General features: G+C 30.1%; 13 protein-coding genes. 9 read left to right on the forward strand and 4 right to left on the reverse strand.

The features are described from left to right. Window positions 1-22 precede the first annotated feature (22 nt). The 3 genes from BUA86_RS08340 to BUA86_RS08350 form a co-directional block, all read right to left on the reverse strand. Window positions 23-601, reverse strand: coding sequence for a nucleotide exchange factor GrpE (locus BUA86_RS08340; protein WP_229731792.1), 579 nt, complete (start codon window positions 599-601; stop codon window positions 23-25). 111 nt (window positions 602-712) lie between these two features. Then, window positions 713-3151 carry a TonB-dependent receptor gene (locus BUA86_RS08345; RefSeq protein ID WP_072931664.1) on the reverse strand — a complete coding sequence of 813 codons (2439 nt, stop codon included), beginning with the start codon at window positions 3149-3151 and terminating at the stop codon, window positions 713-715. After that, window positions 3099-4790: a M23 family metallopeptidase gene (locus BUA86_RS08350; RefSeq protein ID WP_072931666.1), complete on the reverse strand. Its 1692-nt coding sequence runs from the start codon at window positions 4788-4790 to the stop codon at window positions 3099-3101. The genes BUA86_RS08345 and BUA86_RS08350 overlap by 53 nt, the downstream gene beginning before the upstream one ends. Window positions 4791-5028: 238 nt before the next feature. Between BUA86_RS08350 and BUA86_RS08355 the strand changes: the two genes are divergently transcribed. The 8 genes from BUA86_RS08355 (at window position 5029) to BUA86_RS16115 (ending at window position 12712) form a co-directional block, all read left to right on the forward strand. After that, complete coding sequence (locus BUA86_RS08355; RefSeq protein ID WP_072931668.1) at window positions 5029-5829, forward strand: hypothetical protein; 801 nt, start codon at window positions 5029-5031, stop codon at window positions 5827-5829. Between the two features lie 148 nt (window positions 5830-5977). After that, window positions 5978-6313, forward strand: coding sequence for a hypothetical protein (locus BUA86_RS08360; RefSeq protein WP_143147277.1), 336 nt, complete (start codon window positions 5978-5980; stop codon window positions 6311-6313). Window positions 6314-6322: 9 nt separating this feature from the next. Beyond that, window positions 6323-6613, forward strand: coding sequence for a cell division protein ZapA (locus BUA86_RS08365; protein WP_072931673.1), 291 nt, complete (start codon window positions 6323-6325; stop codon window positions 6611-6613). 253 nt (window positions 6614-6866) lie between these two features. Further along, window positions 6867-8438, forward strand: a complete 1572-nt coding sequence (rny, locus tag BUA86_RS08370; protein ID WP_072931675.1) for a ribonuclease Y — start codon at window positions 6867-6869, stop codon at window positions 8436-8438. Window positions 8439-8819: 381 nt separating this feature from the next. Then, entirely contained in the window at window positions 8820-9779 is a 960-nt protein-coding gene (locus BUA86_RS08375) for a ribonucleotide-diphosphate reductase subunit beta (RefSeq protein ID WP_072931677.1), read from the forward strand. A 63-nt stretch (window positions 9780-9842) separates the two neighbouring features. Further along, a complete protein-coding gene (locus BUA86_RS08380) occupies window positions 9843-11543 on the forward strand; it encodes a ribonucleoside-diphosphate reductase subunit alpha (protein ID WP_072931679.1) in 1701 nt (566 codons plus the stop codon). A 160-nt stretch (window positions 11544-11703) separates the two neighbouring features. Next, window positions 11704-12393, forward strand: coding sequence for a toxin-antitoxin system YwqK family antitoxin (locus BUA86_RS08385; protein ID WP_072931680.1), 690 nt, complete (start codon window positions 11704-11706; stop codon window positions 12391-12393). A 178-nt stretch (window positions 12394-12571) separates the two neighbouring features. Then, a complete protein-coding gene (locus tag BUA86_RS16115) occupies window positions 12572-12712 on the forward strand; it encodes a hypothetical protein (RefSeq protein ID WP_178300408.1) in 141 nt (46 codons plus the stop codon). Between the two features lie 59 nt (window positions 12713-12771). Here the strand turns inward: BUA86_RS16115 and BUA86_RS08390 are convergent, their stop codons facing one another. Beyond that, a complete protein-coding gene (locus BUA86_RS08390; protein ID WP_072931682.1) occupies window positions 12772-13851 on the reverse strand; it encodes a TerC family protein in 1080 nt (359 codons plus the stop codon). 110 nt (window positions 13852-13961) lie between these two features. Here BUA86_RS08390 and BUA86_RS15965 point away from each other — a divergent pair, with 110 nt between their 5' ends. Then, on the forward strand, window positions 13962-15710 hold the full coding sequence (locus BUA86_RS15965) for a glycoside hydrolase family 3 protein (RefSeq protein WP_229731790.1): 1749 nt from the start codon (window positions 13962-13964) through the stop codon (window positions 15708-15710). The last annotated feature ends 1 nt before the right edge of the window (window position 15711 follow it).

The raw sequence follows: 15711 nt of genomic DNA on the forward strand, positions 1-15711 counted from the left end.
TTTCTACTTTAATCTTAATAAATTACAATCCAACAACTACTTTTGCATAGCGAACAACAACGTCATTTAATAAATAACCTGTTTCTACAACGTCAACAATTTTTCCTTTTAAATCCTCTGTTGGAGCAGGAATTTGTGTAATTGCTTCGTGGAAATCTGTATTAAAATCGTCTCCAGCATTTACTTCGATAGGTTTTAAACCTTTTGCGCGTAATGTTTCAGTTAATTTATTGCTAATTAATTCTACTCCTTGGAATAAAACATTGTCTTCAGATTTCTGAATTTGATTTAATGCACGACCAAAATCATCTAAAACAGGTAATAAAGATGTAATAACTTCTTTATTTGCCGTTTTAAACGTATCCATTCTTTCGCGAGATGTACGCTTTTTAAAATTGTCAAACTCAGCGAATAAACGTAAATATTGATCTTTCTCTTTTGCTAATTGTTCTTTTACAATTTCTAATTCTGACTTTCCAGATGTTTCTGTTTGCTCAGTTTGAGCTTCTCCTTCTTGAACGTTTTCTTGAATGTTTTCGTTCTCCAATTCTTCGTTTATATTTTGGTCAGACATGTTCTTATAAGTTTTTTTGTTTCTCATTGAATCAAATAGTTTGCCAATGCCCATTATGTGTCGTTTTGTCAGATTTTAGATAAAAAAATAAGCACTTCTGTCTTAAGAGAAGTGCTTGCAAAAGTATAAGTTTTTTGATTAAAATTTGAAATTGATTTTACCATTTAAAAATCGCCCAGTTAAATAGTTTGGCATTGTATAAACAGTAGAAGAATTTACATCTCGTATCCACGAATTACTAATTTGATTTTTAATATCAAATACATTAAACACATCAACACCAATAGATATTTCCTTAAAGTTGCTCCAAAATGTTCCTGCAGAAGGTTTTAAATCTTTTTGGTTGATGATTTCTTTTACAAAACCAATATCAACTCGTTTGTAATCTCTTAAAGTTGTTTGGTATTGGTAAGGATCTGAAAATTGTGGCGCTCCATTTGGTAATCCAGAAGCATAAATTAAATTTACATTTACCTTAAATGATGGTAAAAACTCCATATAATCTTGGAAAAATGCAGATAATTTAAATCTCGGATCTGTAGGTAAAGGAATATCTCCTTTATTATCTATGTTTTGATATGCACGTGCATACGAGGCAGAAAACCACGAATCTACACCAGGAACAAATTGCCCGAATAATCGCATATCAAGTCCATAAGCGTATCCTTTAGAATTGTTGTCTGCTGTGTAACGAATACGAACGTTATCTACATAATATGGATTTAAATCATTTAAGATTTTATAGTATAATTCTGTTGTTAATTTAAATGGACGATCCATCCATTTAAACTCATAATCATTACCTAAAATAAAATGAATAGATTGCTGAGATTTTACTTTGTTATTTAATGAACCATCTAAACGACGAACTTCTCTATAAAAAGGCGGTTGATAATACAATCCTGTAGAAAAACGAAATAACATATCACTTTTCCAATCTGGTTTTACAGCAATCTGCGCTCTAGGAGAAACCGTTATCTCATCATTAAAATCCCAATAAGAAGTTCTTACTCCAGCATTAAACAATACTTTTGCATCATTCCACATAAATTTACTTGTGTACTGTGCATATCCAGAAATTCTATTGCTTTTTAAGTTGTTCTGAGAATTAACGTAATATCTTAAATTTAAACCATTATTAGGATTAGGATTCACAACATATCCAGTAGAATCTATTGCTTGCCATTCGCCTAATAAATCTCTAATATCTTCTTGTTGAAATTTTGCTCCCCATTCGATATCATTGTTCTTATTGATTTTATATTTTCCTCGGTGTTGAATTCCTGCAACTAACGCGTCAAAATTATTACGTGCATGATCTATTTGTGATCCAACATCGTTTGTAGAAATGGCATTACCATCGTTATCAACTTCAGAAATAAAGTAAGAACCTTGTATGTCGAAATATTCTCTTTCTTTAGAATGATAAGCAAATACATCTAAACCTAAATCAACCTTATCATTTGGTTGATAAGTAAAAGATAAACTTCCCGTTTCTGTTCCGAATCTATCATCTTCTTTTCCATTGTAAAAAACAGATAATAACAATGGATTATTAAATGTATTGATGTAAGTATCACGTTTTATAGGAAACATTTCGTATCGAGAACGTGAAACAGAACCAAAAAAGTTAACGTTCCATTTTTCGTTTAATTTATAATTGATGTTGGTTTGTACATCATAATATTGAGGATTAAAATTGGTATCTCCCTTTAATGTATTTAAAACTAAATTTCTATTTTGATAACGAGCACCTACAATAGCAGATAGTTTTTTATTTTTAGAAGCACCACCAACAGTTAAATTTCCTCCCATTAAACTGGCTTCCATTTGTCCTTCTAATTTCTTTGGACGTTTGTATGTAACATCTAAAACAGAAGACATTTTATCACCGTATTTAGCTTCCCAACCTCCAGCAGAAAAATTTATAAATTCTGTCATTGCTGGATTTACAAATCCTAAACCTTCTTGTTCTCCCGAACGAATTAACTGAGGTTTATAAATTTCGATTCCATTTATATAAATTAAATTTTCATCGTAATTTCCTCCGCGAACCATGTATTGAGAACTTAACTCGGTATTAGAGTTAACAAAAGGCAATGTTTTTAATAAATCTGCAACACCACCAGTTAAACTAGGACCTTGTTGCATCTGAGCAGCACTTAGAGTCGTACTTTGTAAAGGTTTATTGTTGTTGTTTTGAAATGATACAACAGCCTCACTTAATTCTATAGCGTTACTTTGATCTGGAACTAATTGTATAAAAATCTCTTTTCTATTTTTATCCTTTAACGTAAATGTTTGCGAAAATGATGAGTAATGATCATAATTAAACGTTACAATTACGGATTGATTAGATGGAATAGATAATTTAAAATTTCCATTTTGATCTGTAAAAAATGATTCGTTGCCAATTATAATTTCAGCTTTGTTGATAGGATTTTTGTTTTCGTCTACAATTTTTCCAGTAATCTGAGCTGTTTGGGCATATAAAACTCCACCTAAAAGAGATAAACTTATTGTACTAAGAAATCTTTTTGAAAGTGGTAGAGTAGGTTGCTGTATTGTTTTTTTCATCTTTTACGTTTAATTCTAACTGATGGTCTCCAACCGAAATTTGTTCTTTATTCAAATTAATTGTCAATCGTCTAATTTTTTGATCATATTCGGCTAAAACCCATTTACCATCAATAAAAGCTTTGTAATCTTTTATTCCAGAATGAACATCGTTAATTGTAAACTTAATAATGCCATTTGCTTGAGAAAATTGACTATTTGCTTTGATGTTTAACGGAGTAATTGTTGGTTTAGTATTATCAATCATAATAGAGAATACACCAAACTCTTTTATATCTGCAACAAGTTTCCCATTTTTTAGTTCTGTAGTCTCATAACTTTTTTTCCAAGCACCTCTTTTTTGATATTCTCTTACAATAACAGCTTTGTCTAATTGTGCAGTAGGAATATCTACAGAAGGGGAGATAGCGATTGTGTAAGCACTGTGAACAGGCATATTATAATCTCCTACCCAATGTTTTCCATTCGCATATTTATAAGCTAAATCGAAATCTTCATAAAATGAATTTTTCGGAAAAAATATTTCAATTCCGTCTGTTTTAAAATGATTTTCTTTATTCCAATACATTGGGTTTGTATCTGGAATTTTTGCACTATCTATAAATTCTTTCCCATTAACTGTAAATTGTGATGTAGAAGTATTTCCAGCATAATCGGAAACTTCAATTTTAACGGCGTAGCTTTTTCCATTTTCTAATTCAAGAATTCCATCATTCTTTAAATTAGAAAAAACTCGCATTGGATTTCCTTTTTTTACGAATGCTTGATAAACCCAACTATTATTTTTCTGTATATCTCCAAAATCGCAAACACTATTTATAGCTCTTGCTTCGTCAAAAGAAAAACGATTTGCAGTAAATGTGTAAATAGGCTCATCATTCACAAAAACATTTAGTTGATGAATACCATTATTATTTTCAGAACCATTTTGTTTGTCATAAGCTTTTACACCAAAACCAATTGCACCAGAAGCTGAAATAGTACTTCCATTCGCTACAACAGTTCGAGTCGTTTTTTGATTTACATCTCCATAAATAGGATAAACATACGTTCCTAATAAAGATGGTTTTCTTGTGTCAGGAATATCAAAACCAAAATAGAATGGATTAATTGGTTCTTCTGATTTGGTATCTCTTATTTCAAAATGTAAATGTGGACCTCCAGATCCGCCAGAATTTCCAGAAAGAGCAATAATCTCATTTGCTTTTATAGGAAAATCTGTTGGTTTTGGGTGAAGTTCTATTTTAAATGTTTCGTTTGCATATTGTTGTTTGCGTACATATTCTTGTATTGCAGGAGAAAATTCGCTTAAATGTGCATAAACAGATGTGTAACCATTAGGATGATCTATATATAAAGCATTTCCGTAACCAGTAGGAGAAATATTTATTCTAGAAATAAAACCATCTCCAGCAGCTTTTACCTTTAATCCTTCTCTTTGTTGTGTTTTAATATCTAAACCAGCATGAAAATGATTTGTGCGCAATTCGCCAAAATTACCAGCAAGATAATTCGTGATTTCTAAAGGATTTTGAAATACGTTTTTAGGATAAGTTTCAGGTTTTGGTTGTTCTGCTCGTTGTGCGAATACAGTAGAACCTACTAAAAGGTTAAGTAAAATTGGCTTAATTATGTTCATGTTTTCTTTTCAAAAATTAACAATTCATCTAAAATTAGAATAAATCTTTTACAAACTTCTTTAAACTTTTGAATATCTGAAAATATTTTTAGGATAAATCTTTGTAAAATAAACTCAAAATACTAAAAATCAATACATTGTATTTGTAAAATAAGAAAACAACTAAAAGTAAAAAGATTGACCAATGAATTGAAAAATCTTACAACTAATTTTAGATATAACTAAAAAAACATAAAAAATGAAAAAAGTATTTTTAACTGTTATGACTATAATAACAATTGTAAGTTGTGGAAAACATGCTAACAGAGAAGATGTAGCAGAAACAACAAATGAAATGAGTGATCAAGTTTCTAATGCGGTTAGCCCAACTGTAGAAGGTAAGGTCTTTAAATCTAATGCAATGTTAGAAATGAAAGTTGCAGATGTTTTAAAAAATGGTCAAGAAATAGAGCAACATGCGATAGAAAATAGTGGCTTTGTTCTGAATAGTGAATTAACGAATAATACATTGGATAGTAAAGAAGTTAATATCTCGAATGATAGTGTGAAAAAAATGACTAAAATTCAACGTCAAAATTTAATTGAATTAAAAGTTCCTGCAAATAAATTAAGAGAGCATATTATTTTCGCATTAAACAAAGGAGTGATTATTGACCACATTCTAATTAACAATGAAGAATTGACTTTTCAGAAATATGAAAATGATTTGAAAAATGATAACAATTCATCGGTAAAAATTTCTAAACAGATAGAAAATAAAGTAAATAAAGCTATTATTAATGATGGTATAAATTATGCGACAATAGCTTATAGTTTATCTGAAGAACCACATGTTGTAACTTCTGTTTTACCGCAAGCAAAATTAGATGTTTACAAAGAAATAAATTTAGGATACGAATTAAAACAAGCATGGCTTGATGGTGTATATTATTTCAAATTATTTTTAATCATTTTTTGCCAATGTTTACCAACAATTTTATCTGTTTTGGGATTAATTTTTGGAATAAAATATCTTTTAAAGCGCTTTAAAAAGAAATAATCAAATTAGAAAATCTTATTAAAATGCTATTTGTCAAACAAATAAAATAAAACCCACAATATTTGGCTTTTTATGATGAAAAGATGTAAAAAAATACTATTTTTGCAATAGAAGCTAGAATAATTGAAATTCTCCGGAGATGGAAAAAATGATAAAATTTAACGAATTAGAAAATAAAGTTTTAGATCTTTTAAATCAACTAGAGAATTATAAAAATATACTGAAAGGCGCGGAAAAATCGATACAAGAACAGGATAAATTTCAAAATGAAATCCAATTGTTGAAAGATGAAAACGCCAGGTTAAAAAATAAATTGAGAGATTCGCAAGCGAATAACTTACATTTAAATGAAGAAGTAAAACGATTAAAAGTCGTTAATGCAATGAGCGGAAATCAGGAGTATAAACAAATGATGAAGCAAAGAATGAACAAATTAATAAAAGAAGTCGATACTTGCATCGCTCAAATTAAAACAAATAATTAAAAAAAGAAAATGTCAACTCAACGAATTGAGATAAAAATTGCTTCACGTCATTATCCAATGACGATTAATTCTGACGAGGAAGAAATGTTACTTTCTTGTGCAGAAGAGATAAATCATATTTTGAAACAATTTGAACAGAAATACGCTGTTTCTGACAAACAAGATGCACTTGCAATGGTTACAATACAGCTAGCATTACGCGAAGCTAAATTGAAAAAGCAAGTGAAAGATAACGAAGAAATGACAACAGAGCGCATTTCGAAGTTATTGGAATTGATTGATCAGTCAGTCACAAAATAAAAGAGAAGTTCTGACAGTTGTAGAAGCTGTCCATTAAACAATATTCCTACATTAGTTCTAGCTATTTTGGTTAACTCAACACTAGTTTTGTTACCGAGTGAACACCGTTCGGAAAGCGGGCCGCAACCTTAGGGTACATTAATTTGTCAGCGGATACTTGACTGGCGGACTAACTCAAATCCTGTTTTCAGGAGTTAACTCAAAACATACTTTACTAATGTAGGTTTTTTTATATATAAACATTACATAATCTATGGAACTAACGACGATAATTATTGCGATTGTTACATTAATCATAGGTGCTGCAGTAGGATATTTTTTATCAAAAAAATCTGTAGATCAACAAAACCAAAAGTTGATTGATGATGCAACTGCTAAAGCGCAATCTTTGATTAATGATGCAGAAAAAGAAGGAGAGACAATTAAAAAAGAAAAGATTTTTCAAGCAAAAGAAAAATTTTTAGAATTAAAATCTAAGCACGAAGATGTTGTTAATCAACGTGAAAGAAAAGTAGCTGATGCTGAGCTTAAAGTAAAGGAAAGAGAAGAGAGAACAAAATCTGACCTAGCAGAAATTCAGAAACAAAAAGATCAGATTAAATCTGAGAAAGGAAATATACAAGCACGAACAGAAAAGCTTAATATCAGACAAAAAGAGGTTGATACAATGCATAAAAAGCAAGTAGAAACTCTTGAGAAAATTTCTAATTATTCTGCCGAAGAAGCAAGAGCAGAATTAATTGAAGTTTTAAAAGATGAAGCAAAAACTAAAGCACAGGCTCATATCCAAGAAATTATGGAAGAAGCTGAGCTAGAGGCTAAAAACGAAGCTCGTAAAATTGTAATTTCATCTATTCAACGTATAGGAACAGAGCAAGCAATAGAAAATGCTGTATCTGTTTTTAATATTGAGTCTGATGAAATAAAAGGACGTATTATTGGACGTGAAGGTCGTAATATTCGTGCAATTGAAGCTGCAACAGGAGTAGAAGTAATTGTTGATGACACACCAGAAGCAATTATCTTATCATGTTTTGATCCTGTAAGAAGAGAAATCGCACGTTTATCATTACACCGTTTAGTAACTGATGGACGTATTCACCCAGCTCGTATTGAGGAAGTTGTTGCTAAAACAACAAAACAAATCGAGGACGAAATAATAGAAGTTGGTAAGAAAACTATTCTAGATTTAGGAATACACGGATTACATAAAGATTTAGTTCGTATCGTAGGACGTATGAAATACCGTTCTTCTTATGGACAGAATTTATTACAACACTCTCGTGAAGTAGCAAATTTAGCAGGAACACTTGCTGCTGAATTAGGCTTAAATGCTAAATTGGCAAAAAGAGCAGGTTTATTACACGATATAGGAAAAGTTCCAGAACAAGAATCAGAATTACCTCATGCTATTTTAGGTATGCAATGGGCTGAGAAATACGGAGAACATCCAGATGTAATTAATGCAATTGGTGCTCACCACGACGAAATAGAAATGAATTCGTTACTTTCTCCTATTATTCAGGTTGCTGATGCAATTTCTGGTGCTCGCCCTGGTGCTCGCCGTCAAGTTATTGAATCTTATATGCAACGTTTAAAAGATTTAGAAGCTACAGCTTTAAATTTTGATGGAGTTGAAAAAGCATACGCTATTCAAGCAGGTCGTGAGTTACGTGTTATCGTAGAAAGTGATAGAGTTGACGATACTAAAGCGGCTGAATTATCTTTCTTGATTTCTGATAAAATACAAAATGAAATGACATATCCTGGTCAAGTTCGTGTAACAGTTATTAGAGAAACGCGCGCAGTGAACATTGCAAGATAGAAAAAAAATACAGTAGATTATTATCAATAGACAGATCGTAAAAGGTCTGTCTATTTTTTTAATAATTATAGCAAAATATTTATTACATAACTTTTTTTATTCTACTATTTTTTATACATTAATAAGCTGTTAAAAAATAATTATTTATTTGTCTACTAAGTAATTAACAACTTGTTGATAACCTTTTAAATTTTTAAGATTCGAAAATTTTTAATTGTAAAATCTTGTCTTAATTTTGAAAGAACCGATAAGTAAAAGAGTAAAATTGTCAGCCTATTGAGGCTCAATTATTAAAAAATATTCTATAATTACGAATGACAATTTAATAATCCAATTTATGCTTTTTCTACCATAGTTATTAATTTAAAAAGTCTAAAAACCATGTCAATTTTTGATAAAAGAGTAAACTATAAACCGTTTGAGTATCCAGAAATATTAACTTTTACAGAAGCAATCCAAAAAGCATATTGGGTACACGGAGAAGTAGATTTTACTTCGGATATACAAGATTACCATGCAAATTTGGATGATATAAAAAGAGAAATCCATAAACGTTCTATTTTATCAATTGCGCAAGTAGAAGTTACAGTAAAAGGTTTTTGGGGAGATTTATATCACTATTTTCCAAAACCAGAATTAAATGGTTTAGGAGTTACGTTTGCAGAATGTGAATTTAGACACAGTGAAGCATATTCTCGTATTCTAGAAGTAAACGGTTATTTAGATGAATTTAGCATTGCATTACAAAATCCTATTTTTAAAAGTTACAACAACTTTGTAGGAGAAATTATGCGTGACGAGAATAAATCTATCGTAGAAAAATTATTGTTCTTTGCTTTAGTTATCGAGGATAGTTCTTTATTTTCTAAGTTTGCTAATATCTTAGCTTTTACTCGTTTTGACGGTTTAATGAAAAACACAGCAAATATTATTGCTTGGACTTCTACGGATGAACAAATTCATGCGAATGCAGGAATTTATTTAATTAATAAAATTAGAGAAGAAGGTTTATTACCAGCAGAATTAAACCAAGATTGGGTAGAGAATGCTGTTTTAGGTTACATTAATCAAGAAGAGATTATGTTAGATTGGATTTTCGAGAAAGGAGAATTCGGTTATTATTCTAAAGCAGATTTATTAAACTACATGAAATATAGAATAGATGAAGCAATTGTAAAAATTGGTTACAAAAAAATATTCCATATTTCACAAGAACAATATAAACCAATGGCTTGGTTTGAAGAGGAGGTTTTTGCAAGCAGTTTAGATGACTTTTTTGCTAAAAGACCAGTAGATTATACGAAGCATGATAAAAGTATTTCGGCAGACGATTTATTTTAAGACATAAGAAAACAATAATAAACTATATATATCATAATCACACATCAATAAAATTCTAATACTATGGACAATCCGATTATACACGACGAAGATCAAAATGTATTTTTTGATGGAGAAACACCAAAGTTATGGTGGAAAAATTCTGAATCTGAACAAATTTTGAATAGAGGTTACTTGTTAAAAGGAGAAACCGTAGAAGGAGCAATAGACCGTATTACTGCAGCAGCAGCAAGACGTTTATATAAACCAGAATTACAAGAGTCTTTCAAGGAAATGATTGAAAGAGGATGGATGAGTTTATCTTCTCCTATTTGGGCAAATATGGGAACAGAACGTGGTTTACCAATTTCTTGTTTCAATGTTCATATTCCAGATAGTATAGAAGGAATCACACACAAATTAGGTGAGGTAATTATGCAAACTAAAATCGGAGGTGGAACTTCTGGTTACTTTGGAGAATTACGCGAGCGTGGAGCAGCAATTACAGACAATGGAAAGAGTAGTGGAGCAGTTTCATTTATGGAGTTATTTAACTCTGCAATGAATGTGGTTTCTCAAGGTTCTACTCGTCGTGGTGCTTTTGCAGCTTATTTAGATATAGATCATCAAGATATTGAAGAGTTTTTAAAGATAAAATCAATCGGTAGTCCAATTCAAAATTTATTTTATGGTGTTTGTGTACCAGATTATTGGATGCAAGAAATGATTGATGGTGATGCAGAGAAAAGACAAATTTGGGCGAAAGTATTAGAGTCTCGTCAAGAGAAAGGATTACCATATTTATTCTTTTCTGATAACGTAAATAAAAATAAACCACAAGTATATAAGGATTTAGGTATGCGTATTAATGCGTCAAACCTTTGTTCAGAAATTATGTTACCTTCTAGCGAAGATGAATCATTTATTTGTTGTTTATCTTCTATGAATTTAGAGTTATATGACGAATGGAAAGATACAGAAGCTGTTCGTTTAGCAATCTTTTTCTTAGATGCAGTTTTACAAGAATTCATCGAAAAAACAGAAGGAAACCATTATTTAGAATCAGCTAATCGTTTTGCAAAACGTCACAGAGCATTAGGATTAGGAGTTTTAGGATGGCATTCTTATTTACAACGTAATATGATTCCATTTGAAGGTATGGAAGCAAAATTACGCACAACAGAAATATTTAAACATATTCAAACTAAAGCAGATAAAGCTTCAGAAGAATTAGCGCGTATTTATGGAGAACCAGAAGTATTAAAAGGATATGGACGTCGTAACACAACAACATGTGCTATTGCGCCAACAACTTCATCTTCTGCTATCTTAGGGCAAACTTCTCCAGGAATTGAGCCATTTGCATCTAACTATTATAAAGCAGGATTATCTAAAGGTAATTTTATGCGTAAGAATAAATATCTTACAAGATTATTAGACGAAAAAGGTTTAAACAACGAGGATGTTTGGAGAGGTATTATGTTGAACGGAGGTTCTGTACAACATATTGCAGAATTATCTCAAGAAGAGAAAGATGTATTTAAAACATTTAAAGAAATTTCTCAATTAGAGATTGTTCAGCAAGCAGCTATTCGTCAGAAATATGTAGATCAATCGCAATCATTAAATTTAAATATTCCACCAGATTTACCAGTTAAAGAAGTAAATCGTTTAATGATAGAGGCATGGCAATTAGGTGTTAAAACATTGTATTACCAACGTTCTCAATCAGTATCAAAAGAATTAGTAGCTAACTTAGTTTCTTGTTCTTCTTGTGAGGCATAATTAAATCAAAACAATAACTATAAAAGCTGTTTTACAATCTGTAAAACAGCTTTTTTGTTTTTGGATATTCCCTTCGATTGGGTTTTGTTGCAACAAAGGTTTTATATACTAAATTTTAAAGAAGTATGCTATATTTACTATCTATAATAAAAGCTTATAAATGATGAAGAATACATTTACCTTTTTATTAATTTTTACTATTTATAGTGTATCTGCTCAAAAAAAACACGAAACACTATTTGATAATGGACGAGTTAAAGAAATTGGACAATATGATAAAAATAATAAACCCAATGGAGAATGGAAAAGGTATTATGAAACTGGAGAATTAAAGGAAGTTTTTGAATTTGAAGAGGGTAATCTGGTTGGAGAATGGAAGTTTTACAAAGAATCTGGAAAGTTATCCAATATCATATATCTAAATACTGGTCTCACTGAAAACTTTGATGAGCAAGGAAAGCTTTTTAGCTCTGGAAAACAAATTATAAATAAGGGAAAGCAAGGAGAGTGGAAAGAGTATTATTCGAATGGGAATTTAAAAAGAGTTGAAAACTATTTGGATGATATAAAGAATGGTCCCTATAAATCATATGAAAGTGATGGAAGTTTATATGCAGAAGGACAATATAAAGATAATAAAGAAGAAGGATTATGGAAATATTACTATAAGGATAATGTATTAAAAGAAATAGGAATAAGAAAAAATGGTCATAGAGATGGAGATTGGAAAGAATATCATATAAATGGAAAATTAATGTGGCTTCGTAAGTACGATGCTGGTAATAAAACTGGTAGTTGGGAATTCTATGATAATCTTGGAAAATTAATTAAAAAAGAAAATTATAATTAATACAATCTAGTATGAGCAGTTTACATTTGACTAATATAAATTTCATGTTCTTCTTTTAAGTATAATTAAATCAAAATAATAAATATATAATTATTTAAAAGCAATTATGGTTTTACGTAATTATGGTTAAATGTTTCTATATAGTTTTATAATTATTAAATTTTAAATAAGTAATTATATGACAACAATTCAAGCTATTAAACCAGGTCCAAAACCTAAAAAAGATGATGGAACTCCTGATAAAAGAAGGCGAGTAAATCCAGAAACAAAGCCAAAGCATCCAGCTTTAAAACCTCATAAACACAAACCTGGAGATTAATAAAACAAAACCCCTTATTTAATAAGGGGTTTTGTTTTATATCTAAGTTGTTAGATTTATTAATGAGAAGTCTCTTTTTTATTCGAAAGTAGAGACCAAATAATGGTAATGACTAATATACTCCCGATAACTAAAAGCGAGATAGTGGATTCGAAATGATAAAAAGGCATAATAATCATTTTTATACCAATAAAGCTAAGAATGATAGCTAAACCATAATGTAGCTTATTAAATTTATCCATAGAGTTAGCCAATAAAAAATACAATGAACGTAATCCTAGAATAGCAAAAATGTTAGATGAATATAATATAAATGGATCATTTGGTGCAATTGCGAAAATAGCAGGAATACTATCTACAGCAAATACTAAATCTGTTACTTCTATCACCATTAAGGCAACAAAAAGTGGCGTAGCCATTTTAATTCCGTTTTGTACAGTAAAGAATTTATCCTTGTCAAAGTTTGGTGAAACCTTGTAAAATTTATGAACCAATTTTACACCAAAGTTTTTAGATAAATCCTGATTTTCATCTTCATCACTAGAATTCCAAGATTTTATTCCAGCATAAACCAAGAAGAAACCAAAAACGGTTAAGACAACATTTGGTCTAAAAAATTCTTTTGCAGCATAATTTGCATGCTCGGCATGATCACCTAAAGTAAAATGCCAATCACCAATAGAAAAAGCAGGTAAATAAGTCATTTTAATTACTTCAACACCTGCAAAAATAAAGATAGCTCTAAAAACTAAAGCACCTAAAATTCCCCAGAATAATACTTTGTGTTGATACTCTTTCGGAATTTTGAAAAAACCGAAAACTAAAATAAAGACAAAAAGATTGTCAACGGATAAGGCTTTTTCTATCCAATAAGCAGCCTGAAATTGTGAGAATTTATCAATCGCAAATTCGTGTCCATCTGCATTTCGAAAAACGAAATAGATAATTCCACTAAAAACCATTGCTAAAGAAATCCAAACAATACTCCAAGTTAAGGCTTCTTTGTTCGAAACAGCGTGTGCATTTTTATTAAAAACACCTAAATCTAGCAATAACATAATAACTACTGCAACACCAAATCCAGCTATTAACCATGGATGGTTAAACATGTTGTCTTGGACAACACTGAAAATACTCATATAAATTTATTTAATTTCACAATTTACTATAAATTTACCATTCATTACAGATTAGCTGAGAAAAAATGTTTCCCGAAAATAAAAAACAATTAAAATTGATTTATTTCAATATGAAAAAAATAGTTGCTTACATTCTTTTAGTATTTATTATTCCTATTGCTTCTAAAGCACAGAATGTTTCACCATTATATAAAGATTCTATTCAATTACAATGGGTAAATGAAAAGTATGATTCGATGACATTAGAAGAAAAAGTTGGACAGTTATTTATTGTCGCTGCTTATAGTAATCGAGATGCATCGCATGAAAATGATATTCTAAAATTAATAGAACAAGAAAATATTGGTGGATTAATTTTTATGCAAGATCAAGCAGTTCATCAAATCGATTTAACAAATAAATACCAAACAGCTTCTAAAATTCCATTGTTAATAGGAATGGATGCTGAGTGGGGATTAGCAATGCGACTAAAAGATGTAGAGCGTTTTCCTTGGAATATGACATTAGGTGCATTAAAAAATGATGAATTAGTTTATGAAGTAGGTAAACAAATTGGTGTACAAGCCAATAGAATGGGGGTTCAGTTTAATTTCTCACCATCAGTAGATGTTAATGTAAATCCAAATAATCCAATTATAGGAAACCGTTCATTTGGATCTAATCCAGATCGTGTTGCAGCAAAAGGAATTGCTTATATGAATGGGATGAAAGCACAAAATGTCTTGTCTTCTGCAAAACATTTTCCAGGACATGGAAATACAGATCAAGATTCTCATAAAACATTACCATTGGTTCCAGACAATAAAGCCGATTTAGAGAAATATCATGTTGCACCTTTTAAGAAAATGATAGATGCTGGTGTACAATCTATAATGGTTGCCCATTTAAATATTCCTGCACTTGAACCAGATCCAAAAATTCCATCAACTTTATCTAAAAGAATTATTACAGATTATTTAAAAGGAGAATTACAATTTAAAGGAATTATTATTACAGATGCTTTAAACATGGATGGTGTTGCAAAAATGTATCCTCCAGGCGATGTTGATTATAGAGCATTTGTTGCAGGAAATGATATTTTATTATTCTCTCAGAATGTAAAAGTTGGAAAACAAAAAATTATTGATGCAATTAATAAGGGAGAGATTTCTGAAGAACGTTTAGAAGAAAGTGTAAAGAAAATTTTAATGGCGAAATACATTACTGGATTAAACGATTTAAAATTCCTTGATTCTAAAAATATTTTTGAAGATCTTAATTCTGATGTGAATAAAGCATTAACAACAACTATCTTCGAAAAATCGTCTACTATCGTTAAAAATGATAATAAGGTTTTACCAATTAAAAAACTCAAACAAAAAATAGCATTTGTTCCATTAGAACAAACAGATTACGATCAGTTTTTAACACATTTACAGAAATATACAAATGTAGAGTTGGTTAACGTAAAAAATCCATCAGAAATTAATTTATTAAAGGATTATGATGCGATAATTGTTGGAGCTTTCTTATCGAATGAATCAGTTTACAAACCTTATAAATTATCAGATAATTCTAAAGCTATTATCAATGTTTTACCACAAGATAAAAAAACAATTTTTTCTTTGTTTACTAGTCCTTACGGTTTAAAAGATTTGGATTTAGCAAAATTTGATGCAGTTACTGTTCATTATCAAAACACAAAAGAAGCACAAGTTGCAGCTGCACAAACAATTTTTGGAGCAATTGGTGTTGATGCAACTTTACCAGTTGAGATTAATGCAAATTTAAAAGAAGGAAAAGGAATTGCAACAAAACATATAAAACGTTTAGGATTTTCGGCTCCTGAAAATGTTGGTCTAGGAAAAAAAAACTTCTAGA

The organism is Chishuiella changwenlii (assembly GCF_900142565.1).
Taxonomy (GTDB): Bacteria; Bacteroidota; Bacteroidia; order Flavobacteriales; family Weeksellaceae; genus Empedobacter; species Empedobacter changwenlii.

Bases quoted from the DNA above. Each gene is read 5' to 3' on its own strand.
- BUA86_RS08340 (WP_229731792.1), bottom strand. From the start codon at position 601: ATGAGAAACAAAAAAACTTATAAGAACATGTCTGACCAAAATATAAAC.
- BUA86_RS08345 (WP_072931664.1), bottom strand. From the start codon at position 3,151: ATGAAAAAAACAATACAGCAACCTACTCTACCACTTTCAAAAAGATTT.
- BUA86_RS08350 (WP_072931666.1), bottom strand. From the start codon at position 4,790: ATGAACATAATTAAGCCAATTTTACTTAACCTTTTAGTAGGTTCTACT.
- BUA86_RS08355 (WP_072931668.1), top strand. From the start codon at position 5,029: ATGAAAAAAGTATTTTTAACTGTTATGACTATAATAACAATTGTAAGT.
- BUA86_RS08360 (WP_143147277.1), top strand. From the start codon at position 5,978: ATGATAAAATTTAACGAATTAGAAAATAAAGTTTTAGATCTTTTAAAT.
- BUA86_RS08365 (WP_072931673.1), top strand. From the start codon at position 6,323: ATGTCAACTCAACGAATTGAGATAAAAATTGCTTCACGTCATTATCCA.
- rny (WP_072931675.1), top strand. From the start codon at position 6,867: ATGGAACTAACGACGATAATTATTGCGATTGTTACATTAATCATAGGT.
- BUA86_RS08375 (WP_072931677.1), top strand. From the start codon at position 8,820: ATGTCAATTTTTGATAAAAGAGTAAACTATAAACCGTTTGAGTATCCA.
- BUA86_RS08380 (WP_072931679.1), top strand. From the start codon at position 9,843: ATGGACAATCCGATTATACACGACGAAGATCAAAATGTATTTTTTGAT.
- BUA86_RS08385 (WP_072931680.1), top strand. From the start codon at position 11,704: ATGATGAAGAATACATTTACCTTTTTATTAATTTTTACTATTTATAGT.
- BUA86_RS16115 (WP_178300408.1), top strand. From the start codon at position 12,572: ATGACAACAATTCAAGCTATTAAACCAGGTCCAAAACCTAAAAAAGAT.
- BUA86_RS08390 (WP_072931682.1), bottom strand. From the start codon at position 13,851: ATGAGTATTTTCAGTGTTGTCCAAGACAACATGTTTAACCATCCATGG.
- BUA86_RS15965 (WP_229731790.1), top strand. From the start codon at position 13,962: ATGAAAAAAATAGTTGCTTACATTCTTTTAGTATTTATTATTCCTATT.